The organism is Kitasatospora azatica KCTC 9699, assembly GCF_000744785.1.
GTDB classification, from domain to species: Bacteria; Actinomycetota; Actinomycetes; order Streptomycetales; family Streptomycetaceae; genus Kitasatospora; species Kitasatospora azatica.
The window spans coordinates 3,182,684-3,205,006 of the sequence record NZ_JQMO01000003.1 but is presented as its reverse complement, the minus strand read 5'-3'; the positions used below and the strand labels follow the sequence as shown (position 1 = coordinate 3,205,006).

At 71.4% G+C, this 22,323-nt stretch carries 16 protein-coding genes, 1 tRNA gene and 1 pseudogene; 6 read left to right on the top strand and 12 right to left on the bottom strand.

Going from position 1 to position 22,323, the window contains the following annotated elements:
- Positions 1 to 49 precede the first annotated feature (49 nt).
- On the top strand, positions 50 to 631 hold the full coding sequence (locus tag BR98_RS24900) for an RBBP9/YdeN family alpha/beta hydrolase (RefSeq protein ID WP_035847670.1): 582 nt from the start codon (positions 50 to 52) through the stop codon (positions 629 to 631).
- A gap of 31 nt (positions 632 to 662) precedes the next feature.
- On the opposite strand, the gene BR98_RS24895 is transcribed toward BR98_RS24900, so the two are convergent.
- A complete protein-coding gene (locus BR98_RS24895; protein ID WP_035847668.1) occupies positions 663 to 1,262 on the bottom strand; it encodes a cation transporter in 600 nt (199 codons plus the stop codon).
- A 42-nt stretch (positions 1,263 to 1,304) separates the two neighbouring features.
- Positions 1,305 to 2,549 carry a 3-phosphoshikimate 1-carboxyvinyltransferase gene (gene aroA, locus BR98_RS24890; RefSeq protein ID WP_035847666.1) on the bottom strand — a complete coding sequence of 415 codons (1,245 nt, stop codon included), beginning with the start codon at positions 2,547 to 2,549 and terminating at the stop codon, positions 1,305 to 1,307.
- A 261-nt stretch (positions 2,550 to 2,810) separates the two neighbouring features.
- On the opposite strand from aroA, the gene BR98_RS24885 reads away from it, so the two are divergent.
- From BR98_RS24885 to BR98_RS36660, 4 genes are read left to right on the top strand one after another with little or no spacing between them, the layout of a single operon-like run.
- Positions 2,811 to 3,320, top strand: coding sequence for a hypothetical protein (locus tag BR98_RS24885; RefSeq protein ID WP_035847664.1), 510 nt, complete (start codon positions 2,811 to 2,813; stop codon positions 3,318 to 3,320).
- A 15-nt stretch (positions 3,321 to 3,335) separates the two neighbouring features.
- Positions 3,336 to 5,363, top strand: coding sequence for a CHAT domain-containing protein (locus BR98_RS24880; protein ID WP_035847662.1), 2,028 nt, complete (start codon positions 3,336 to 3,338; stop codon positions 5,361 to 5,363).
- On the top strand, positions 5,363 to 10,573 hold the full coding sequence (locus tag BR98_RS24875) for a hypothetical protein (RefSeq protein WP_035847659.1): 5,211 nt from the start codon (positions 5,363 to 5,365) through the stop codon (positions 10,571 to 10,573). The genes BR98_RS24880 and BR98_RS24875 overlap by 1 nt, the downstream gene beginning before the upstream one ends.
- Positions 10,570 to 11,946: a hypothetical protein gene (locus BR98_RS36660; protein ID WP_051970180.1), complete on the top strand. Its 1,377-nt coding sequence runs from the start codon at positions 10,570 to 10,572 to the stop codon at positions 11,944 to 11,946. Before BR98_RS24875 ends, BR98_RS36660 begins: the two co-directional genes overlap by 4 nt.
- A 122-nt stretch (positions 11,947 to 12,068) precedes the next feature.
- Here BR98_RS36660 and BR98_RS24865 read toward each other — a convergent pair whose 3' ends face one another.
- The 7 genes and pseudogenes from BR98_RS24865 to leuE form a co-directional block, all read right to left on the bottom strand.
- Complete coding sequence (locus BR98_RS24865) at positions 12,069 to 13,139, bottom strand: hypothetical protein (protein WP_035847656.1); 1,071 nt, start codon at positions 13,137 to 13,139, stop codon at positions 12,069 to 12,071.
- A 30-nt stretch (positions 13,140 to 13,169) separates the two neighbouring features.
- Positions 13,170 to 14,306, bottom strand: a complete 1,137-nt coding sequence (locus BR98_RS24860; RefSeq protein WP_035847655.1) for a Vgb family protein — start codon at positions 14,304 to 14,306, stop codon at positions 13,170 to 13,172.
- A gap of 19 nt (positions 14,307 to 14,325) precedes the next feature.
- Complete coding sequence (locus BR98_RS24855) at positions 14,326 to 15,399, bottom strand: hypothetical protein (RefSeq protein ID WP_035847652.1); 1,074 nt, start codon at positions 15,397 to 15,399, stop codon at positions 14,326 to 14,328.
- Between the two features lie 479 nt (positions 15,400 to 15,878).
- Positions 15,879 to 16,436 (bottom strand): annotated as a pseudogene (locus tag BR98_RS24850) (amidohydrolase family protein); the annotation flags it as partial.
- An 83-nt stretch (positions 16,437 to 16,519) separates the two neighbouring features.
- Positions 16,520 to 17,218, bottom strand: a complete 699-nt coding sequence (locus BR98_RS24845; RefSeq protein ID WP_083976950.1) for a helix-turn-helix transcriptional regulator — start codon at positions 17,216 to 17,218, stop codon at positions 16,520 to 16,522.
- Positions 17,219 to 17,354: 136 nt separating this feature from the next.
- Positions 17,355 to 17,431 (bottom strand) — tRNA-Thr (locus tag BR98_RS24840).
- A gap of 67 nt (positions 17,432 to 17,498) precedes the next feature.
- A complete protein-coding gene (leuE, locus tag BR98_RS24835; RefSeq protein ID WP_035847648.1) occupies positions 17,499 to 18,167 on the bottom strand; it encodes a leucine efflux protein LeuE in 669 nt (222 codons plus the stop codon).
- A gap of 183 nt (positions 18,168 to 18,350) precedes the next feature.
- On the opposite strand from leuE, the gene BR98_RS24830 reads away from it, so the two are divergent.
- Positions 18,351 to 18,800, top strand: a complete 450-nt coding sequence (locus tag BR98_RS24830) for a MarR family winged helix-turn-helix transcriptional regulator (protein WP_063774841.1) — start codon at positions 18,351 to 18,353, stop codon at positions 18,798 to 18,800.
- A gap of 240 nt (positions 18,801 to 19,040) precedes the next feature.
- Here the strand turns inward: BR98_RS24830 and BR98_RS24825 are convergent, their stop codons facing one another.
- The 3 genes from BR98_RS24825 to BR98_RS24815 form a co-directional block, all read right to left on the bottom strand.
- A complete protein-coding gene (locus tag BR98_RS24825; RefSeq protein ID WP_063774840.1) occupies positions 19,041 to 20,138 on the bottom strand; it encodes a 3-oxoacyl-ACP synthase III family protein in 1,098 nt (365 codons plus the stop codon).
- A 122-nt stretch (positions 20,139 to 20,260) separates the two neighbouring features.
- Positions 20,261 to 20,941: an HAD family hydrolase gene (locus BR98_RS24820; protein WP_051970179.1), complete on the bottom strand. Its 681-nt coding sequence runs from the start codon at positions 20,939 to 20,941 to the stop codon at positions 20,261 to 20,263.
- A 203-nt stretch (positions 20,942 to 21,144) separates the two neighbouring features.
- On the bottom strand, positions 21,145 to 22,305 hold the full coding sequence (locus BR98_RS24815) for a ScbA/BarX family gamma-butyrolactone biosynthesis protein (protein WP_051970178.1): 1,161 nt from the start codon (positions 22,303 to 22,305) through the stop codon (positions 21,145 to 21,147).
- Between the last annotated feature and the right edge of the window lie 18 nt (positions 22,306 to 22,323).

The following is a 22,323-nucleotide window of genomic DNA, read 5'->3' as shown; positions in this document are numbered from 1 at the left end:
TGTCCTCCCGCCGCTCCTCCTCGTTGCGCAGCGGGAGGAGGGAAAGATCATGAGCAAGATCATCGTGGTGCACGGCTACCGTGAGACCACCGACGAGAACTGGTACCCGTACCTGCAGCGGGAGTTGACGGCACTGGGCCACGAGGTGGAGCTGCTCCGGCTGCCCGACCCGGCCGCGCCGCAACCCGCCGGCTGGCTCAGGGCCGTGCTGGCCGAGACCGGCCGCCGACGGGCCGGCGACACCGTGCTGATCGGCCACAGCCTCGGCGGGGTCAACCTGCTGCGGCTGCTCGCGCAGCACGACACCGAGGCCGAGGGGCCGTTCGCGGGTGTGGTGCTGGTCGCCTCGATGGCCGGCGAGGTCGGCTACCAGGAGCTCGCGGGGTTCTTCCAGCCGGCCTTCGACTGGCCGCGGATCCGGCGGGCCGCACGGGAGTTCCGGGTGCTGCACGCCGTCGACGACCCGGTCACCGGGGCGGCCACGCCGGAGCACATCATGCGCTTCGTCACCGAGCTCGGCGCCACCGCCACCGTGACCCCGACCGGGGGCCACTTCCCCACCTCGCCCGCGCCGCTGTCCGAACTGCCGGAGGCCCTGCGGCTGGTCCGCTCGCTGCTGCCGACCGGCTGATCAGCCGACTGTCACTGCCGGCCCCGGAATGTCACTGCCGGCCCCGGAAGATCTCCCGCACCTCGCGCACCGCGTACCCCGCCAGCACGAAGCCGGCCAGCGGGTCGGCCCACCACCAGCCGAGCAGGCTGTTCAGCAGCAGGCCGAGCAGCACGGCGGCGGCGAGCAGCCCGTCGACCAGGGTCACCCGGCCCTCGGTACGCAGCACCGGGTTGTCCAGGGCCGTACCGGTGCGCGCCTTGCCGGTGGCGAGGGCGAACATCACCAGCGCGGTGACGCCCGTCCAGGCGATGCCGAGCGGCGAGTGGTGCGGATGCACCCGGCCGACCAGCACCGCGACCGACTGCGCCAGCAGGTACCCGGCGAGCAGCGCGAACCCGGCGCCGATCAACCGCAGCGCCCTGCGCTGCCGCTCCTCCCCGGTGCCGGACAGCTCCCAGAGCACCACGGTCGAGGCGCCGATCTCGATCACCGAGTCGAGGCCGAACCCGGCCAGCGCGACCGACCGCGCGGCGACGGCCGCCACCGCGAGCACGCCGACGCCCAGCACGTTCCAGCCGAGCGTGGCGTATTCGAGCAGGATGCCCCGGCGGAGCAGTGCCGAGCGGGAGATCTCCTGGACGTCGGGCATGATCGGCAGTCTGCCAGAGTGCGGGGTTCCGTCGATCTTCGATCAGCCGAAGAGTCGGCCGAACTCCTGGTGAAACTCAGGGAAGGTCTTGTCGACGCAGTCCGGGTCGTCCAGCTCGATCCCGTCCGCCCGCAGACCCAGCACCGAGAAGGCCATCGCGATCCGGTGGTCCCGGTGGCAGTCGACCGACCCGGGGCGGACCTCCCCGGGGGTGACGGTGATCCAGTCCGGCCCGTCGTCCACCGTGACGCCGAGCCGCCGCAGGTTCCCGGCCACCGCCGCGATCCGGTCCGACTCCTTGAGCCGGGCGTGCCCGATCCCGCGCACCGTGATCGGCGCGTCCGCCAGCGGGGCGATCGCGGCCAGCGTCATGAAGGTGTCCGAGATGTCGCCCATGTCCACCTCGAAGCCGCCGCGCAGCCGCCCGGTGCCGGTCACCGTGGTCGCCGCGGCCCCGATCTCCACCTCGGCGCCGGCCGTCCGCAGCACCTCGACGAAGCGCAGGTCGCCCTGCAGGCTGTCGCTGCCCAGCCCCGGCACGGTGACCGAACGTCCCGTCACCGCCGCCGCCGCGAAGACGTAGGAGGCCGTCGAGGCGTCCGGCTCGATCCGCAGGTCGGCGGCCCGGTACCCGCCGGTGCCGACCTGGATCCGCCCGTCGGGCCCGATCGCCACCTCGGCGCCGAAGCCGCGCATCAGCGCGACCGTCATGTCGACGTAGGGCCTGGAGACCAGGCCGGGCGCACGGACCGTCAGCGGACGCTCCATCAGCGGCGCCGAGAGCAGCAGCCCGGTCAGGTACTGGCTGCTGGTGCTCGAGTCCAGCACCAGGCCGCCACCGCGCAGCCCCCTGCTGCGCACCCGCAGCGGCAGCCCGCCGCCCTCGGCCGGCAGCACGTGCGCGCCGAGCCGCTCCAGCGCCTCGGTCAACGGCCGCAACGGCCGCCCCCGCAACTGCGCCGAGCCGTCGAAGGCGAACTCCCCCACTCCGGTGGCCGCCCACACCGGCAGGAACCGCGCGGCCGTCCCCGCATCCGCGCACCACACGTCGCCCCGCCCCCGCGGCCCCCGCCCCAGCCCGTGCACCAGCCAGTCCCCGCCCGGCTGCTCGGTGATCTCCACCCCGAGGGCGATCAGCGCATCCCGGAAAGCCACCGTGTCCGCACTGACCAGCGGCGCCCCCAGCAGACTCGCTCCCTCGGCGGCGGCCGCCAACAGCAGCGCCCGATTGGTGATGCTCTTCGACCCGGGAATCCGGGCGAGCACAGGCTCGGTGGTGATGGTCATACGAGATCACGGCTCCTTGCTGGGGGTGGTGGCAGGAGGGCCGGTGCGGCTGGCCGGCGCCACCACGCTAGCCGGTACGGGGGCGAATCATCTGCGGATTTCACGGCACGGACGGCGCGCGTCGGGGCTGTGACCTGGCCTTCCGTCAGCACCACGGCTGTTGACGGACAGTCAACTTGGATCTTGCACAAGGCCATTGGGTTGGCGCGCCACGGAGTTGGAGACTGGCATGCTAGAACAGGATGCGGAGGGGAGCGACAAGTGGCAGACGCGCACGACCTGTCGGAGGACGCGGTGACCGGCGTTTCGACGGGCGGCGGGGCCCGGGGCCCGTCATGGGCGCAACTGGTCTTCGCAGCGGCGGTGCTGGCCGGCTACGGAGCCCTGTTGGGCTTTCTCGCGGTGAATCGTGGCGACGACCACTGGGACCGGCTGGTCTTCCTCTCCTCCGGACCCGAGGCGATCGTCTTCGCGGCGGCGGGCCTGGTCTTCGGCACCGTCGTCCAGCGCTCCGAGATCCGCGCCGCCCGGGCCGACGCGGCCGCCGCTCGAGCGGACGCCGACGCTGGCGCCAAGGACAGCGCGGGCCTGGACGGAGTGGTGGCACTGATCCAGTCCTATGCCGAGGAGGAACGCAAGCAGCAGGAGGGTTCCGCGGAGGTGCCGCAGGGAGCCTACGGAGCGCGCGGCGACAGCGGCCCGGCGAGCGGCCCGTCCGCGCTGGCCCAACTCGAACGGGCCGTACTCGCGATGACGGCACACCGCCGCTGAGACCGGGAGCCGTCGGTGTGCACCGTGCTCATCCGGATCGGGTCACTCGCCGACGGCGGCTGGCCGGTCGAGGTGTTCCAGGACCATGAGGAAACGCAGGCCCGGCACAGCGGGTGGCTGCACAAGCCGGAAGTCGACGGCGCCCGCGGGGGCACCGCCGAGTTCGCCGCCGCCCGGTCCGTCCTGCGCCACGGCCCCTACGACCCGCAACGGGCCGACCAGGCCCGCAGGCTGCTGCTCGGTCTGCTGGAGAGCTCCGGTGTGCTGACCGCGTGGAAGGCGATCAGCAAGTCGTGCTCGCACCCGGGTGCGCTGCGCACGCTGGTCGAGGCCGCCGACCCGGTCTGGAGTGAGCTGCCCTGGGAGCTGCTCGAGCTGCCCGGCAGCCTGCCCGGGGGCCGGGACTCCCGCCTCGGCCACGCGGTCCACCAGCGGTTGCGCTCGCTCGCCCCGGTGCACCGGCCGCTGCGCGTGCTGATCGTGCTGGGCAGCCCGACGGACCAGGAGCTGCGGTCCGAGGCGGAGGTGGCGGCGATCCAGGGCGCCCTGCGCGGGCATCCCGGCGAGTGGCACGTGGAGGTGCTGCGCGGTCCGTCCTCGGTGGAGTTCTACGACACCGTGACCAAGATCCGCCCGCACATCCTGCACTTCATCGGCCACGGCGGCCTCGACCTGTACGGCCGCACAGTGCTGCGCTTTCGCGGTGAGGACGAGGACCAGGAACCGTGGCACCTCACCGCCCAGGACATCCGGGTCCAACTGCCCGCCGACACCCTGCGGCTGGTCGTCCTGCACGCCTGCGACACCAGCGTCGAAGACCGGCCGGACGCCTCGCCGATACTCTCCCCGATCGCCGAGGGCTTCCTGGCGATCGGGGTCGGGGCCCTGGTGACCATGCAGGGGGAGATCGCCTCCGACCTCGCCGTGCACTTCTCCGCCGCGCTGTACCAGGCGCTGGCGCAGGAGCAGCCGGTGGACGAGGCCGTCTGGTCCGCCCGCAAGGCCCTGGCCAGGCGCGGCAACGGTTTCGACGACCGTGACTGGGCCCTGGCCCGGTTGATGCTGGCGGCCTGGCCGCACCGCGTCCTGCACCGCGCGCCGGGTGGCGACCGTGAGCAGGCCGCCGGACTGTTCGCGATCGCGGACACCCGGCTTCACCTGGCGGTCGACCGAGCAGCCGAGCGGCGCGAGCTCTTCGGCGGCTTCACCCCCTTCGAACCGTACGGACCGCGCCGGCGGCTGACCGTGGTGCGCGGTGGCGCGGACACCGGGAAGACCTTCCTGGTCCGCTCCTGCCTGCTCAGCTGGCACCTCAACGGCGGCCGGACCGCCTATGTGGACTTCAACGACGAGGGCCGGACCAGGGACTGGCTGGGCGCCGTCCGCCACCTGTGCGAGCGGGTCGGGCAGGAGGTCGGCGCGGACAGCCGGGAGGCGCTGGCCGAGTTCCGACACCGTCTGGTGCACCGCCGGCGCGGCCAGTCGCCACCCGGCGGGCCGCCGTGGCTCCAGGACGACGGCGGCCCGTGGGAACCGGAGGCCGACGCGGTCTGGCCGTACCGCAACGCCGAGCTGCTCTTCGGCGAACTGCTGCAGGCGCTGGCGGCCTGCGCCGGCCCCAACCGCCGGCTCACGCTGGTCCTCGACGGCCTGCACGGGCTCGCGGAGGGTGCCCTCGCCGACTTCCTGATGCCGCATCTGATCGAGCCGGTGCTGGCGGACCAGGAGAGCCCGCTGCGGCTGATCGTCGTGGAGGACGACGGCGCGCAGGAACGTGCTCGGCTGCCCCGGCCCAGCCGACCGCATCCCGTGGTCCACCTTGAGGGATTCCGTGTGCGCGAACTGCGGCACATCAGCGGCGAGCACATCGTGGCCTGCCAGGTGCACGACGAGGTCCGGGGGATCCCGCAGCACGAACGCGAGGAGCGCAGCGCGCTGCTGCAGGAGATCTGGCAGCCCTGCATCAAGGGCAACAAGCCCACCACCTCGCCGAACATGCTGGCGCTCCTCGAGAAGCTGGTCGAGACGAGGTCGGGGCACTGATGAACTCCTCCGCCACCGGCTCTGCCGGACCCGGCTCCTGGGAAGGCCTGCTGGCCGAACTGGCGGGCGGTACCAGCCTGGGTTCAGCCCTGCTGTCGGTCCTGCCGGAGGCGGTGCGCAGGACACTGCGGCAGTGCGCGACCGTCCCCCGGTTCACCGAGGGCCTGTACGAGGGACTGCTCCGCACGCCGGGCGGTCCGCCGCTGAGCGAGCTGCTGACCCACGGTCTGGTCGAACGGGCGCTCTCCGCCCGCGAGGTGCTCCGGATCACCGGGTCGCTGCGGCAGGCCTGCTGGGACGACTGGTGGGGCGGAGCGGTCGCGACCACCAGGAGGCCGGCCCAGCGCGCGGTGCCGACCGAGCTGGCCGCCTTCGCCGCCACGCTCGCGGAGCACTACCGCGGCGCCGAGCAGCCGGTCGAGCTGGTCCGTCAACTCCTGCTGTGCGCCCCGGAGGAAGCCCACCGGGTCTTCGTCTCGGCCTTCCTGCGGGCGGACGCCGACTACGACCTCGCGCGCGGCCAGGACCTGTTGAACGCGCTGAGCGAGGACGGGCGCGAGGAACTGGTCACGGGTGCCTTCATCGAGACCAGGCGGGCCGCCCAGGTACGGATCCAGTCACGGCAGTTGTGGCAGTCGGCCTTCAACCGCTCGGCCCGCTACTTCTCCCGTCCGCAGGTCGAGAAGCCGCTGCGGGATCTCCTCGAGGCGGCCGGTCCGCGGGTGGTCCAGCTGCACGCGATGGGCGGCACCGGCAAGACCATGCTGCTCCACTGGTTCACCGCGCGGTACTGCATGTCACGCGACACACCGGTGCCGTGCGCGCGGGTGGACTTCGACACGGTCGACCCGTTGACGGCCGCCGGCCATCCCTGGCTGCTGCTGACGGAGTTCGCGGCCCAGCTGGATCGCCAGCTGCCCGGCACCCCTTTCTACGAGTTCCGGGCCTCCTACGCGCAGTTCGAGGGCGCGCTCGACCCGCTGACCGTGGGAGGCGGCCGGGCGGTCCTCGACGGCCTGGTCGACGAGGCCGCGGTCGCCTCCGCCGCGCTGGACCTGTTCGTTGCGACCCTGGCCCAGGCACTGACGGACCGACCCGTGGTCCTGCTCCTCGACACGATGGAGGAGCTGACACTTCGCTCGTCCCCGCGCCAGGAGCAGTTCACCGCCCTGTGCGGCGCGCTCCTGGCGTCCGTGCCCCAGCTTCGGCTGGTGCTGTCCGGGCGCTATCCGCTGGCCGGACGACTGGCCGGCTTCGCCGAGCACCTCCCCGAGGCCGTCACGCTCGCCCTGACGGGGTTCGCACCCGACGAGGCCGACCGCTACCTCGCCGAGGTCCGGGGCATGGGGGACGAGGAACTGCGGCGCGCCGTGGTCAAGGCCGCCCAGGGCCTGCCGTTCACCCTGTCGCTCTACGCCGACCTGTCACCCGGACTGACCGTCGAGCAGATCGAGAGCCGGCACAGTCCCGGTCTGCTCTACGCGATCGACCGGGTCCTCGAACGGATCGAGGACGACCGCCTGCGCTGGATCCTGCGCTACGGGGTGGTCCCGCGCCGACTGACCTTCGACTTCCTACGGAACGTCATGCGCCCGCACCTGGTGCTCGGCATCCGCGGCGAGGAGGGCACCGACGACCCTGACCAGGACCGACGGCCGACGCTGCGCAAGGAGATCTTCCTGCACCGGGAGAACCCGGGAATTCCAGCCGGGGACGCCGAACTGCGCCGCCTCTGGGAGTCCCTGACCGTCTTCGCCGAAGCGTCCTCCTGGCTGCTGTGGGACGCCAAGACGGACGGCGCGGTGGTCGTCCACCCCATCGTGCGCGAGCCGTTGCGCCGACTGCTCAGCGAACACCCGGTCTACGACAGCCGTCCGCTGCACCGCGACGCGGCCGACTACTACGGCCGGCTCGCCACGGCCCAGCCCGACCGCTGGCCCGACTGGCGGATCGAGCAGCTCTACCACCTGTTCCAGCTGAGCCCCGGCCAAGGCCTCGGCTCCTGGCGGGCGGCCCTGGCCGAAGCCCAGGACCAGGACCGGTCCGGCTGGACCGAACGACTGGCGACGGAACTGCTGCACGACGACTTCACCGGTGAGGCGGGCGAGCCGGGCGCCGAGTCCGCCGCGCTGGTGCCGCGCTGGCTCCAGGGCGAGGCCCACCTCCTCCTCGCCGCGGCCCAGCGCGGAGCCGCCGCGGTCAGCAGCGACCGCCGCCGCTGGCAGGCGGTCCTCGACCGGGTCGAGCAGGCCGAGAACCTGCTGACGGACCATCCGGAGCCCGACTGGCGGCTGACGGACAGGTGGCAGCTGGCCGCCGAGGCCGCCCTGCAGGTCGGCGAACCCGAAGCGATCGAGACGGTCGTCCGGCGGCTACCGGCAGCCTTGGTACAGGGGTTGGAACGGCTGGGCGACCCCTGGGAGGTCGAGGGGCTGGAGGTGGCCGGGCACGCGGTTCCGCCCGAGATGCTGATGCTGCTCGCCCAACGCGCAATGAACCTGGGCCAGGAGATGGTGGCTTCCGACTTGCTGCGGACCGCGTACCGCAGGGCGCGCCTCCTCGGTCCCGGTCGCGCGCTGGCTGCGGCCGAGTTGGGGGTCGGCACCGCGCTGGCGGCCGGGCGGGTCGATCTGACGCTCGGCTGGTCGAACCTGCTGGATCGGACCGACCCCGGCGAACTACGGCTCCACGGCCGCATTCTGCTCTCCTGCGGCAGCTACCAGCGGGCCGTCGACCTGATGGCGGGAGCCGAGGATCTCGACTGGCGGTCCCTGGAGCGTGCGCGCGCCCTGGCGGTGTCCACCCACGCCCTGCTCGCGCTGCGCCGGCCGAACGCGATCGCCCTCACCCGCGGAGCCGACGTCAAGCGGCTGGCCCTCGACTGGGCACGGTCCACGGACGGCATGTTCGAGGTCTGCACGGCCGAGGCGGAGCACCACGCCGCCCTGGGCGACCTGCAGTCCGCGCTGGATCTCTGGCAGGACTACCGGCCGCTTGGGTCCGACGAGCGGGCCCGGGCCGAGCGGCACATCCGTTGTGCGGAACTCCACCTCACCCACAACCACGACGCCCGGAGCGCGCGCGGAGAGCTCGACCGAGCCGCTCTGCTCGGCATCGAGGCGGCCCCTCTCGCCGAACGGATCGGCTGGCGGCTGGCCGGCCTTCGGGTGGCGACGCTCGAATCCTGGTACGACGAGCGCGACTTTCAGCGTCTGAACGAGGAGGTCGAGCGGGACGGCACACCCGCACTTCGGCGGCGAACCGCCCTGCTGGGCCTGGCCCTGTGCGAACCGAACCGCAGGAAGCAGCGGTTGGTCGAGCTCACCCGGTCACTGGTCGGCCTGCCCACTCCGGAGAGCCGGTTGGCCGCCCTCGCCGAGCTGAGGAACTGCGCGGGCGTCCCGGCCGATGCCCTGCCGCAAGTCGCGAGCCTGCTACAGGCCGTGCTGAAGGGCGCGCCACGGATGCCCCTCGACCGGCCCCAGGACGCCGACTCGGCCGCGCTCGGTCTCACCCTGGTCGAACTGCTGCGGCTGGCCGGGGAGGTGGACGAGGCCCTCGCCCTGCTCGACCGATGTACTCGGCTACTGACCGGGGTCGAGCCACTCGCTTGGCGGGACTGGGTGGCCGCGCGAGCCCGGCTCGGCGCGACCGTCGAGCTCCCGCGCGACCTGGTGCAGAGCCTGAGCCTGGCCTATCCGAACCACCCCTGGGTGGCTGCCGATGTCCTGGTCACGGCGGCAGAGAGCAACCTGCACGACCGGCCGCGGGTGGCTGAGACGTACGCCGAGCGCGCCGTCAAACACCTGCTGCGCGAGCGCTCCGCCTTGATGGCCCGCGCCCACGACGTCCTCGCCACGGCCCGCCGCAAGGCTCAGGGGAGGGAACAAGCCGCTACGACCGCCTCCCGGATCTGGCAGGACCTGGGTGTGCGTCAGACACTGCGCTCCGGGGCGCCGCAGTCTTCCGGGGAGCCGCGGGAAACCGACAGCCAGCCGAACGCACCGGAGACGGCTGCCAACCCGCCTGGTCCAGGCGCGCGACTGGGCAACGAGGTCACCGTGGCCGCTGCGCTGGTCGGCCGGGACCAACCGGTTCAGGTACAGATCTCGCTGAGCAGCGTACGGACCATGGCGGCCGAGCTGCACCAACTGCCGGCGCCGTGGCTCGACGGCCTCGTCGAGCCGAGGCGCCGCCAACAGTCGGCGGAGGATCTCTTTTGGGAGGCGGGACAGTTGCTGCTCCGAGCCGACCTGCCGCGCGAGCTGGACCAGACCGCCGCCACCACACCCGTCGACCTGCGCTTCCGGCTCCAGGCGGGCGCCCTGGCAGGCGTGCCCTGGGAAGACGCAACGCTCGACGGGACGGCCCTCGTGCACAACCCGCGATTGCGCTACCTCTATCGCGGTGGCGAGGATCGCCTCACTCGGGAGTGGACCATTCGCACGGCCCGGTCGCTCAGGTCGGACGACGCGGAACTCGACGGAATGGTCCGGGAATTCGAGGGTTCCGTCACTACTCAGGCCCGGCTCACCAGGCTGCGGGACCAGCTGCGGCTGCTCCAGCCGCGACGCCCGGCCCGGGTGCTGCTCCTCACCAAGAGCGCACGGTCAGCGCGCTCCGACCACCTCTACCGCCCGCCGGATCCGCGGCACCAGTACGACTCCCTGGTATGGGACCTGGTCAACCGCCTGTCCGGACGCTGGGATCAGACTTTCGCGGACGTCAGCGCCGACGTACTCCACATCCACGGCGCCATGGTCAAGCCCTCCCGTGCCGTCGGCGTCGACATCGACCTCGGTCCCGATCCGGACAGCACCCTGCAGACCCCCGACGAGCTCCTCTCCCGGCTGGCCCACGTGCTGACCGGGATGCAGCCCCTGGTCGTCCTGGAGGTACCGCCCGTCGAGTCCCCGACCGAGCGGATCCGCCAGCTCCACCTGCGCAACGAGTTCGCCCACCAGCTGCTGGAGGACGGGCGGGTGACCGCCGTGCTGGCACTCGGACCGCTCCTCCTGAACGAGGTCTCCACCGCCCACCCCGTCGCCACCGCACTCACCCACCAAACGCCGGCCCAGGCCTGGGCGTACCTGTGCGAGGAGACCAGCCGGGTGACCCACGCGACCGAGCACCCCGTCCCCGAGCTCTCCCCCGCACTCTTCAGTCACCTCCCGCCCGACCTCCTGGCCGCCCCGGGGCTCGACCCGTGACCGCCTCGCGTGCCCGCCGCAAGCAGATCGAGCTGGCGGCCAAAGTCACCGGGCTGCGGGCCGAGTTCGCCTACTGGCAGGAGATCGGCTCGGCCACCGGCGAACTGCGCGAGTACCGCACCCGGATCCTGGCGATCACCCGCCCGCTGGCCCTGCTCCTGGACCGGCTCGCGCAAGCCGCCGACGATCCGGTCGAGGACTGGGTGGCGACCGAGAGCCGGATCGTCGGCCTGCACCAGATCTGGGACTACTTCCGGGAGAAGCTGACCCTGCGCCACCTCTCCTTCGCCCGCGAGTTCCTCGACCTGGCCGACGATCTCGCCTGGTCCTGCTACGCCCCCGCCCTGGCCGCCGCCGGCCCGGCCGCCCCCGTCGAACCGCCGCTGGTCCACCTCGCCCGCACCGGGATCCCGTTCGCGCTGCCCCGCGGCTGGGCGTTCGGCAACGCCGTCGACCCGAGCGGCTCCGGGCTGCGCAGCGACGAACTGCGTGAGGCCGTACGAGAGTTGCCCGTATCGGTCATCGGCGTGCCCTGGCTCCAGCTGGGGCACCTGCCGGAAGCGGTGGTGGTCGCCCACGAGGTGGGCCACCTGGTGCTGGACGACCTGGGACTGGCCGACCCGCTGCGCGCCGCGGTGGTGAACGAGTTCGGTGGCGGCAACCCGCAGGGCGCCGCGGCCCGGTACTGGCTCTCGGTCCTGCACGAGGCGTGCGCCGATCTCTACGGTGTGCTGGCACTCGGGCCCGGGTACGCCCTCGCCCTGTGCGACTTCGCGGCGACCCGACCGGGCGCCGCCACGCCCGCCGGGTACCCGCCGATCCCCGACCGGATCTCGCTGACCGCCGACGCCCTCACCGTCCTCGGACTGAGCGACCAGGCCGAAGCCGTCCGCACCCGCTGGCAGACCGAGTTCGCCGACTACCCCGCTCTGAAGAACACCACCCGCTTCACCGCGCTGATGCTGAACAGCCCGCTGGACCGGCTCGGCGGACGCACCCTGGCGAGCCTCTTCCCCACCGCCGAGCACCACACCGCCGCCGACCGCCTGGCCCGGGCATTGCTCGACCACCAGCCGCTCCCCCAGGCCACGCCCGACACCCTGGTCGCCGCCTGTGCCCTGGCCTTCAGCCGGTCCCCGGAGCGGTACCACGCCCAGCAGTCCCCGACCATCCCCGCCCGCGCCCTGAAGCACTTCCGCGCCCACCGCCAGCGCGGCCCCCGCGCCGAAACCCCCCTTCCCCCGGCCACCCCCCAAGACCAGGCCGAGGCAATCTGGCACCACCTGACCCGAGCCGCCAACCGCCCCGCACCAGCCGCCGCAGACGCCGCAGACGCCGCCGCGAACGCAGAAAACCCCAGGTCAGAAGCCTGACCTGGGGTTCTCGGTGGAGCCGCTCTCTGGCACAGAGTCACACAAAGGCCAGCGGCCCGAACGCCCGCTCAGGGTGGCACAGACCTCCGTTGGCTTGTGCGCCGCCGCAGCGGCGGCGGGCGTCAGCGCTTGTAGTACGGCTGCTTCTGGTCCGCGTAGTCGAGCTCCTCGGGCTGGAACACCCGGTGCTCGCCGACCCGGACGGCGACGACCTCGGCCGTCGCCCTCTGCATGAACCTGCGGTTCTGGTCCTTGTCGGCCATGTCGAAGTTGCTGCCGTCGTCCGCCGATTCGCCGAGCTTCCAGGCGATCACCTGGGCGTACCCCGGATTGTTGGCCTGCGGCGGGGTCTCCTTGACCGCCACCGGCTCGGGGTAGTACAGCGCGACATAGCCGCCGAAGGTGACGGGGAATTCGAAGTCGAACTGCCTCACCTGGCGCCGGACCGTCGCCAACACGTCTACCCGGCTGCTGACTTCCACGCTGAGCGAGGAGGTGTGCTTCCACCCGGTGGTCAGGGAACCGCCGATGGAGGCGGAGACCCCGAGCATCAGCTGCCCCGACAGTTCCCCGGTGCCGGTGGCGGTGCCAGTGGCGGTCGTGGTGCTGGTCGATTCGGTCTGGGACGCCGTGTCGACTCCCTGGTCGTCCTTGCTGTTGAGCACAGTGGTCGTCCCGGACGTCTTCATCTCCATGCTCTTCTGGAGTTGCTGCTCCAGCGAGGAGGCGGCGGCCGCCCCGAAGGTGAGCTGCACGTCCCCTTGGAGCGACCAGCTGATGGTGTTGGAGATCGCGAACTCGACCGTGTCCGTCGCGGTCACCTTGATCGGGTCGGTGCCGTTGACGTACGTCCGCTTGGAGATGACGTCGGCGGGCGGCTGCTCGATGTCGCTCAGCTCCTCGACGAGCGGCACGCCCACATTCATATAGGCGCGCCACCCCCGCGCGTGGGCCGTCGCCTCCGCTTCGGGAAAGCCGCCGTAGCGCACCTGGTTCAGACAGAACCCGATCGGGGCGACCGCCTTTCCCTCCGCAGTGGTGCGCTTCAGGGCATTCAACTGCCGCGCCAGAATGGCGTCCGCCTTGGCGGCGAGGCCGAGTTCCTCCTGATTCCGCGGAGTGAGCGGGTGACGCATGAACACATCGCCGAGATAGGCGCGGCCCACATCGTTCTTCACACTGGTACTGGCCATGGACTCAGCCCCCTCCTCTGACCGGACGGCCTACGGGACGACCTTGCCGATGCCGCCAAGGGCCACGGCTGCGCGCTGTGAGAGCCGCCACAGCTGGCCTTCCCGATTGCTGACGTAGATCCGGCCGTTGCCGCGGTCCAGCGCGAGGCCGTAGGAGCTGCCGAGGCCGGTGGCCACCACGCGCTGCGCACCGTCGGCCAGGCTCACCAGGAACAGGCGCCCGCCGCTGCTGTCGACGACGTACGCGTAGCCGGCACCGTCCAGCGCCACCCGGGTGGCGCACGCGCCGGGCAGGGTGGTCAGCACGCGCTTGGTCCGGTCGGCCAGGGTGACCTCGTACAGGGCCCCGCCCTCCCGCTGGCCGACGTACACCTTGCCGTTGCCGTCCAGCGCCACTCCCGAGGCGTACGGCATGCCGTCGGTGATCATCTGCGACTGCCCGGTCTGCAGGTCGACCGCGAACAGCTGCCCGCCGGCCCAGTTGGCGACGTACGCCTTGCCCGCCCCGTCCAGCGCGACGCCGTACGCGCCCGCGACCGTGGCGACCGAGCGGGGGGACGAGCCGCTGACGAGGCCGACCGCGACCAGGCGCGCACCGCCGTAATCAGCGGTGTAGGCCGTGCCGTTGCCGTCCACCGCCACGTCGCGGATGTCGCCCAGGCCGGTCGCGACCACCCGCTTGGCGCCGGTCGCGAGATCCACCGCGGACAGTTTCTGTCCGCCCTGGTCTCCGACGTACGCCGTGCTCCGCGCGGGGTCCACCGCGAGGCCCTCGGACGCCCCCAGCTCGGTGGCGAGCAGCATGCTGGGCCGTTCGGTGCTGACGTTCGGCAGGTCTTCGGGGCGGATCTCCACCTTCATCGTGCCGAACGCCTTGTTCATGGCGGACGATGCCATGCCGGTCGTCGACGCAGGGTCCTGGGAGGCCGTGAGCTGATCGGCGGACGCGCTGTGGACCTTCTCGAAGAGGGGGCCGAGGAAGCCCATGACATCGAGCGCCCCGTGCGCGGTCTGGCGCACCAGCCAGGGGTCCCGCTGGCTCTCCATGTCGCGCACCTGGCCCGAGATCGGCCCGGTGCCCGGGGTGTCCTGGTTGAGCGCGTCGGCGGCCTGCTTGGCGGAATCGGCCTCGTCGCCGCCGCTGTCGAAGATGTTCTTGAACGTCATGATTGTCCCCTCCCAGTCCTCAGCGCTTGTAGTACGGCTGCTTCTGGTCCGCGTAGTCCAGGGCCTCGGGCTGGAACACCCGGTGCTCGCCGACCCGGACGGCGACGACCTCGGCCGTCCCCTTCTGCATGAACCTGCGGTTCTGGTCCTTGTCGGCCATGTCGAAGTTGCTGCCGTCGTCGGCGGACTCGCCGAGCTTCCAGGCGATCACCTGGGCGTACCCCGGTTTGTTGGCCTGCGGCGGGGTCTCCTTGACCGCCACCGGCTCGGGGTAGTACAGCGCGACGTAACCGCCGAAGGTGATGGGGAGTTCATAGTCGAACTGCCTCACCTGGCGCCGGACCGTGGCCAACACGTCCACCCGGCTGCTGACTTCCACGCTGAGCGAGGAGGTGTGCTTCCACTCCGTGGTCACCGAGCCGCTGACCGAGCCGGCGATCCCGAGCATCAGCTGCCCCCAGAGCTCCCCGGTGCCGGTGGCGGTACCCGTGGCCGTGGTCGTGCCGGTCGATTCGGTCAAGGACTCCGTGTCCACGCCCTGCCGGTCCTTGCTGTTGAGCACGGTGGTCTTCTGCGAGCCCTTCATCGCCATGCTCTTCTGCAGCTGCTCCTGCAGTGACGCGCTGGTCTTCGCCCCGAAGGTGAGCTGCACTTGGCCCTGCAGCGACCAGCTGATGGTGTTGGAGATCGAGAACTCCACCGTGTCCGTCGCGGTCACCTTGATCGGGTCGGTGCCGTTGATGTACGTCTGCTTGGAGACCAGGTCGGGGGGCGGCTGCTCGATGTCGCTCAGCTCCTCGACGAGTGGCACGCCCACGTTCATATAGGCGCGCCACCCACGGGCTTGGGCCGTCACCTCCGCTTCGGGAAAGCCGCCGTAGCGCACCTGGTTCAGACAGAAGCCGATCGGGGCGATCGGGTCGCCCCCTTTCTCGGGGGTCCGCTTCAGGGCATTCAGCTGCCGCGCCAGAATGGCTTCCGCCTTGGCGGCGAGGCCGAGTTCCTCCTGATTCCGCGAGGTCAGCGGGTGACGCATGAACACATCGCCGAGATAGGCTCGGCCCACATCGTTCTTCACACTGGTATTGGCCATGACTTAAGGACCCTTCCGTCACAGAACGCATGATGCGTAGGGCGTATGGGGTGTATCCGGCATGCCAGGGGCACATTCGTACCTGACGACAGCCCCGGGTGGATCGATCGCTCCGGCTTGTTCGCGCTGCACTGTTCGCACTGAACCTGTGGCCCCGATCCAGTGGGAAGGCTCCCATGGAGATCGGCTCGAGGCGGAAATGGCCCGGGACCTGGCGGAGATGACGCAGGCGGTGGGGCGCGAGTTCGCAGTCCGAGAACATCGCATCCGAAACGATGCGGCAACCAACATCGAACCCAGCCACTCGAAGGAGTGAAGGCATCCGGTTCCGATTGACGATCCGTCATCTTGGCGTGTACTGGCAGAGACTGCCAGGAGCACACCGCCGCACATGGCCCACCCTGCGATGCCCGTCCGCGCCGAGGCGTCCTTGCCCAACTCCTGCGGCCCAGGCCGCAGGAGACCCCGAAGGAGGATGCTCAGGCGGCTGCCGGGGTGTTCAGCACGTACTCGCGCGAGGCCCGGACCTCGCCGCGCAGGGCGGACAGGTCGACGTCGAGGACCTTGCCGTGCCACTTGCGGGGCTCGCCGTTGACGAGGACGGCGCTGATGTTGCGGGCGTCGGAGCCCAGGACGACGGTGCCGATCGGGTCGTTGAGCGGCATGTTGTTGATGTCCTCGGCCTGGATGACGAGCAGGTCGGCCTTCTTGCCCGGGGTGAGTGAGCCGGTGACGGCGGCCAGGCCGTTGGTGCGGGCGCCCTGGCGGGTGGCGAAGTCCAGGACGTCGTGGGTGGTGATGCGGTGGGGCTGCCGGTCGGTGCCGTAGGCGGCGTTGACGGCGCGCATCCGCTGGATGGCGTGCAGGGCCCGCATCTGGGTGAACATGTCGCTGGCCAGGGCGACTTCGACGTCGATGCTCAGTCCGGGGCGGATGCCGACGGACAGGGCCTCGTCGACGGCGGGGATCGCGGTCTCCAGGCCGATCTGTGCGTCGGAGGTGGGGGCGAGCGCCACGGTGGTGCCGGTCTGCCCCATCGTGCACGGGCTTGCCTGATCCCAACGGCCGCTACGACCAGGCCGGTCGCGCGGCTGACGGGTCACGCGGAATCTGTAGGACGTCAGATCTCGCTGAGAGCCCGGCCGAATTCCTCCCGCACCATGTGTACGGGTGCCCCTCGGCCGATGCGGGACCGGAGTTCGGCGAATTCGGGGCTCTTCGCGCGGAGCGTGTCGACGACTTCGGTGATCCGCGGGGAGTCGGGGGTGTATCCGTAGGCCGCGCGCAGCTCGGCCGCGCACGAGTTCGCGGCCCTGTCCCAGTCCTGGTAGAAGGTACGCCCGGCGGGGTCCAGGAAGGCCATGCGGGCCAGGTTGTCGAACCGCTGGAATCCGCTGTGCAGGACTGCGGCGAGCGCGTTGTACGCCAGGACGTCCAGGGCCGGGCTCAGGATGAAGGCGGGGGTGTCGGGCCAGCTGTCGATCAGCTGCAGAAGCTGGGGGCTGACCCTGTCGTGACCCGCGGGGACACTGCGGCGCTCCTGAGTCGCACGGGTGAGTCTGCGCAGGTGGTCGTGCGCCTCGTCGTCGAGCTGGAGCGCGGCGGCGATCGCGTCGATCACCTGGGGCGAGGGCCCGGTCTCCCGGCCCTGTTCCAGACGCATGTAATAGTCGGAGCTCACGCCCGCGAGCACGGCGACCTCCTCGCGGCGCAGGCCCGGCACCCGCCTGCGCCCGTGCTCCGGCAGGCCGACGTCCTGCGGCTTGAGGGCTTCGCGCCGTGCTCTGAGGAAGTCTCCCAAGGGAGTGCTGTCGCTCATGACCCCAACCTTCACCTGGGAACAGCGCACCCTGGACAATCGCGGCCGCAGGGGCACGGGAGTGCCGGATTCGAGCGACTCCCATCGTCAAGAGAACGAAAAACCCCAGGTCGGAGGCCCGACCTGGGGTTCATCATGGAGCCGCTTTCGGGATTCGAACCCGAGACCTACGCATTACGAGTGCGTTGCTCTGGCCAACTGAGCTAAAGCGGCGCCGCTGCCGCGGTGACGGCAACGCGGGCAAGTCTACACAGGTTCCGGGGGTGCTTCGTAACCCGGCTCAGGCGGAGGCGGCGGCGAGCTTGGCGGCGAAGCCGGCGAAGAGCAGGGCTACGCCGCTGGTGAGGGTGGCGGAGAGGCGCTTGCGGCGGCGGAAGGCGGCGGCCAGGGTGGTGCCGGCGAAGATCAGGACGGAGAGGTAGAGCATGCTCAGGCTCTGCAGGATGCCGCCGAGGACGGCGAAGCTGAGCGCCGGGGCGCCGTAGTGCGGGTCGACGAACTGGGTGAAGAAGGAGAGCAGGAAGAGGATCGCCTTCGGGTTGAGCAGGCTTATCAGCAGGGCCCGGCGGAACGGGCGCTCGATCCCCTGGGTCGGCCCGGCCTCGACCTCGGCTCCGGCCGCCGTCGGCTGCGCGGTCGCCCGGTGCTCGCGCCAGAGCGCGCGGGCCGAGCGGAGCATGCCGAAACCGATCCAGAGCAGGTAGCCGGCGCCGCCGAAGCGGACGACGGCGAAGACGGCGGGGTTGGCCTTGAGCAGCGAGGCGGCGCCCAGCGAGGTGAGGCTGATCAGGGTGAAGTCGCCAAGGAAGACACCAAGGGCCGCTCGGTAGCCGGTGCGGACGCCCTTGCGGGCGGCCACCGAGAGGACGTAGAGCGAGTTGGGACCGGGCAGCAAAACGATCACCAGCGCTCCGAGCGCATAGGTGGTGATGTCAGTCACTCCGAACACGGCGGCCTCTCTGGTCAGTCGGGGAGAGCAGCGTAACCGGGATCGCCCCGAAGTCGGGAAACCCCTACGTCGTCCCGTTGTTGTACAGGTGTCAAGGGAGGTCAATCGGCCTCTCAAGCAAGGTTCTCCAACCAGAAGGCTTCATAGAAGCCTAAGGCTCCTGATATACAAGGAGGCATGGGAATGCCTATCGACCGCCGACTAGGACACCACCTCAAGCGGGCCGAGCAAGAGTTGATCGCGGCGAAGCACGCGTCGCTTCGCCAGTTCAAGCTGAACACCCCGCAGTACACCGTGCTGCTGGTGCTGTTCGAGGAGCCCGGACTGTCGGGGGCGGTGCTGGCCCGCCGCTGCCTGGTGACTCCGCAGACCATGTCCTCGGTGCTCAGCACCCTGGAGGGCCGTGGCCTGGTGGAGCGCAAGCCGCACCCGATCCACAGCCACATCCTGGAGGCCCGCCTCACCCGGGCCGGCCGGGCGCTGCTCGCCAAGGCGGATGTCGAGGCGACGACCGTCGAGGACGCGCTGCACGCCGAGTTCACCGACGAGGAGAAGGAGCAGCTGGTCAGCCTGCTGGCACGCTGCACCTCCGCACTCTCCGAGTGCCGGACCAAGCCCGAGAAGGTCGGCTGAGCCAGCGGAGGTCGGCTGGGCCCGCACTGGCGGGCCGAGCCGACCGGCCCGGCCTGTCGTGCGCGCAACGCGAAGCGCCGGGCTGAGGGTGACTACCCCTCAGCCCGGCGCTTCAGCATTTCCCGAAGTGTTCCAACGGCGGTGTTCTGGTCAGCGGTGTTGTGGCCAGCAGTGTTGTGGCCAGCGGTGTTGTGGTCAGCGGTGTTGTGGTCAGCGGTGTTGTGGTCAGCGGTGTTGTGGTCAGCGGGAAGCGGCCCCCGCGAGCAGCTCCCAGTCGGCCAGCGTGTCGTCCGACTGCTCCAGCAGCAGCTCGGCCTCCTCCACCTCGGTCGACGGCACGTCCAGCGCCCAGCGCAGCAGCGCGGCGCCGATGTTCATCCCGCCGCCGAAGCCGGCCAGCATCACCAGCTCGCCGCGGCGCAGCGCGCCCTGACGGTGGATGTCGTCCAGGGTGATCGCCACTGAGGCCGCACCGGTGTTGGCGTGCTGGTCCACCGTCAGGTGCATCCGGGCGTTCTCCAGCCCGAGCTCCGGCCAGACCTCGCCCAGCATCACGCCGTTGGCCTGGTGCGGCACGAAGTGCTTGACCTGCTCGGCCGGCAGGCCGGCCCGGGTCAGCAGACCGTCGACCGCGGCGGGCAGGGCCTCCTGGACGAAGCCGCGCACCCCGCGGCCGTCCATCCGGAAGAAGTGCTCGCCCTCGGCCACCGTGCGGGCCGTGGCGGGGTTGCGGCTGCCGCCGGCCGAGACGCCGATCAGCTGGTGCTGGTCGCCGCGGCCGATCAGCGCGGTCTCCACCACGCCCAGGCCGGCCGGCACCGGGCCGAGCACCACGGCGCCAGCGCCGTCGCCGAACAGGATGGCGGTCTTGCGGTCGGAGTAGTCCAGGATCCGGGAGTAGATGTCGGCCCCGATCACCAGGCCGTAGGGGGCCTCCGGGTCGGTGCCCGCCTTGAGCATCTGGGTGCCGACGGTGAGGGCGTAGAGGAAGCCGCTGCACACCGCGTTGAGGTCGAAGGCGGCCGCGCGGTGGGCGCCGATCAGGTTCTGCACCAGGCTGGCGGTGGCGGGCTGCGGGTGGTCGGGGGTGGAGGTGGCGACCACGATGAAGGAGACCTGGTCGGCCGTCAGGCCGGCCTGCCGCAGCGCCCGCCGGGCGGCCTCGGCGGCCAGGTCCGAGGTGGCCTCGTGGTCGGCGGCGCGATGGCGCTGGTTGATCCCGGTCTTGGACCGTATCCAGTCCGCGGTCACCCCCGCGCCGGCCGCGATCTCCTCGTTGCTGACGATGTTCTCGGGCACGTACGAGCCGGTACCCACGATGCCGATGGAAGACGACATGTTCCCCTCCTGGGACGGTTGAACGGACTGTTTGAACGGGACGGGTGAAGCAGGCGGAGCAGGTGAAGCGGGCGGAGCAGGTGAAGCGGGCGGAGCAAGCGGAGCAGAAGCAGCGGGACGGTTCAGAGGCTCGCGCTGACCGGCTCGGCCAGCCGCAGCCGGCGCCAGCCGGCCAGTTCGGCGTGGGCGGCCAGTACCGGGTCCTCGCCCACCACCACGGGGTCGCCCACCGCGCAGAGCAGCGACAGGTCGCTGGCGTGGTCGCCGTAGGCGGAGCTGCGGGTCAGGTCCAGGCCGCGCACCGCGGCGGCCGCCCGGGCCACCCGGCCCTTGGTCTCCCCGATCACCGGGGTGACCACCTCGCCGGTCAGTCGGCCGGACCGGATCACCGGGCGGGTGCCGAAGGCCCAGTCGGCCCGCAGCTGCGCGGCAATCGGGTCCAGGCAGGCGAAGAAGGAGCCGGAGACCAGGACCGTGACATCGCCCTTCGCGCGGTGCTCGGCCAGTGCCGCCACCGTCTCGGGGACGAAGAGCCGCTGCTCGACGGTCTGCTCGAACCAGGCCTCGCCGGCCGCCGCGAGCTTCTCGGCGCTCTCCCCGGTGTAGAGGCGGTAGTAGGCGCGGTTGATCTCCTGGCGCGGGGCGCCCTGCTCGGCCGCCGCCCGCAGCTCGCCGACCAGCCGGTCGTAGGTGCCCTCGGGCTCACCGCGGCGGTTCAGGTAGAAGTCGAGGAAGTGGAACATGCTCTTCACTCGGACGAGCGTCTCGTCCACGTCGAAGAAGGCGGCTGCGGTGCTGGGCATCGGTCTCTCCTCCAGGGAGTGCGTCAGGCGGCCGCCGGCCGGGACCGGGCGACGGTGCCCGGACTGGCGGGGGCCGCCTGACAGTGACGGCATGGAGCGGTGGTGGGGGAAGCAGGTCCTCAGGTGCGGGGCCTCGGGTGCAGGTCCTCAGGTGCGGGGCCCTCAGGAACCGGGGCTCAGGCGTGGGGGAGCCTGAGCGGGCGTCAGCCGGCGACGCGGGCCAGGCCGATGGTGAACTTGGCGATCGACTCGTCGTTCTGCCGCACGTCCACCTGGACCGGCAGCTGGGTGACGACGCTGCGCTCGGCGTCCTCGCCGAAGTCCACCGTCCCGCCCAGCGTGTAGTAGACCTGCTCCTCGTCCTGGCCGGTGGCCCGCTCCTCGCCCACGGTGGCGCTGAGCACGGTCTCCGCCTCCAGCTCGCCGAACTTGCTGAAGGTGACCTCGATCGCCACCGGGAAGGTCTTGGCGGTGGAGAGACCCTTGCTGTCCAGCGCGGTGAACAGGGCCAGCTGGCGGGCACCCTCGGCGAGCACCATGCCGGGCAGGTGGTCCTGCGGGTGGTCGAACAGGCTCGGGTGCTCGGCGGGGATCCGCAGCGAGGCCCGGGTGGCGTCCTCGGCCGCGGTCGGCTCGAGCAGCACCACGTTCTTCGGGTCGGCGCGGCCGACCAGGTGGGGCGCGACCGGCAGGGCGAGGCGGCCGCCGGTCTCCACGGACTGCGGGGGCAGCGCGGCGGTGGTCGGCAGCGGGGCGCCGCTGCGGTTGGTCAGCCGCAGGTCGCGGTAGCCCTGCGGGTCACGGAAGCGCAGGCCGACGCCGGCCCAGCCGATCAGGGTGCCGTCCGCCAGCAGCTCGATGGTGTGGTCGAGGCCGGTGACGCTGCCGTTGCGCACCTTGCGGTCGGTGACCTTGACCCGGAGCGAGATGTTCAGCGGGGAGTCGCCGATGGTGAGCAGCTGCGGGCGGAGCAGGTGGATGCGCAGGAAGGTGAGGATGAACTTGTGGTTGGCCGGCACGTCGTAGAACTCGTGGGCACCGGCCAGGGTGACCTGCCGGGCCACCTCCAGCAGCAGCACCGGGTCGTAGGTGCCGGGCCGCAGCAGGTGGTCGCCGTAGTAGGCGTGCGAGCGGGGCAGCTGGGCCGCGGCGGCGTACTCCAGGTCGCCGGCCTCGCGCAGGTCGGTGACGAAGACCTCGCTCAGCGCGTCCCGGTGCACCAGCGCCCGGTTGACGGTGGCCGCGAAAGAGAGCGGCAGCGGGCCGCCGGGGCGGGGCGCCACCAGGGTGGTCCCGGACAGCTCGATCAGCTCGGTGGCAGTGGCGGTGGTGGTGACGGTCGCGGTCGGGGTCGTGGTGGTCACGGCTAGGGGCTCCTGTTT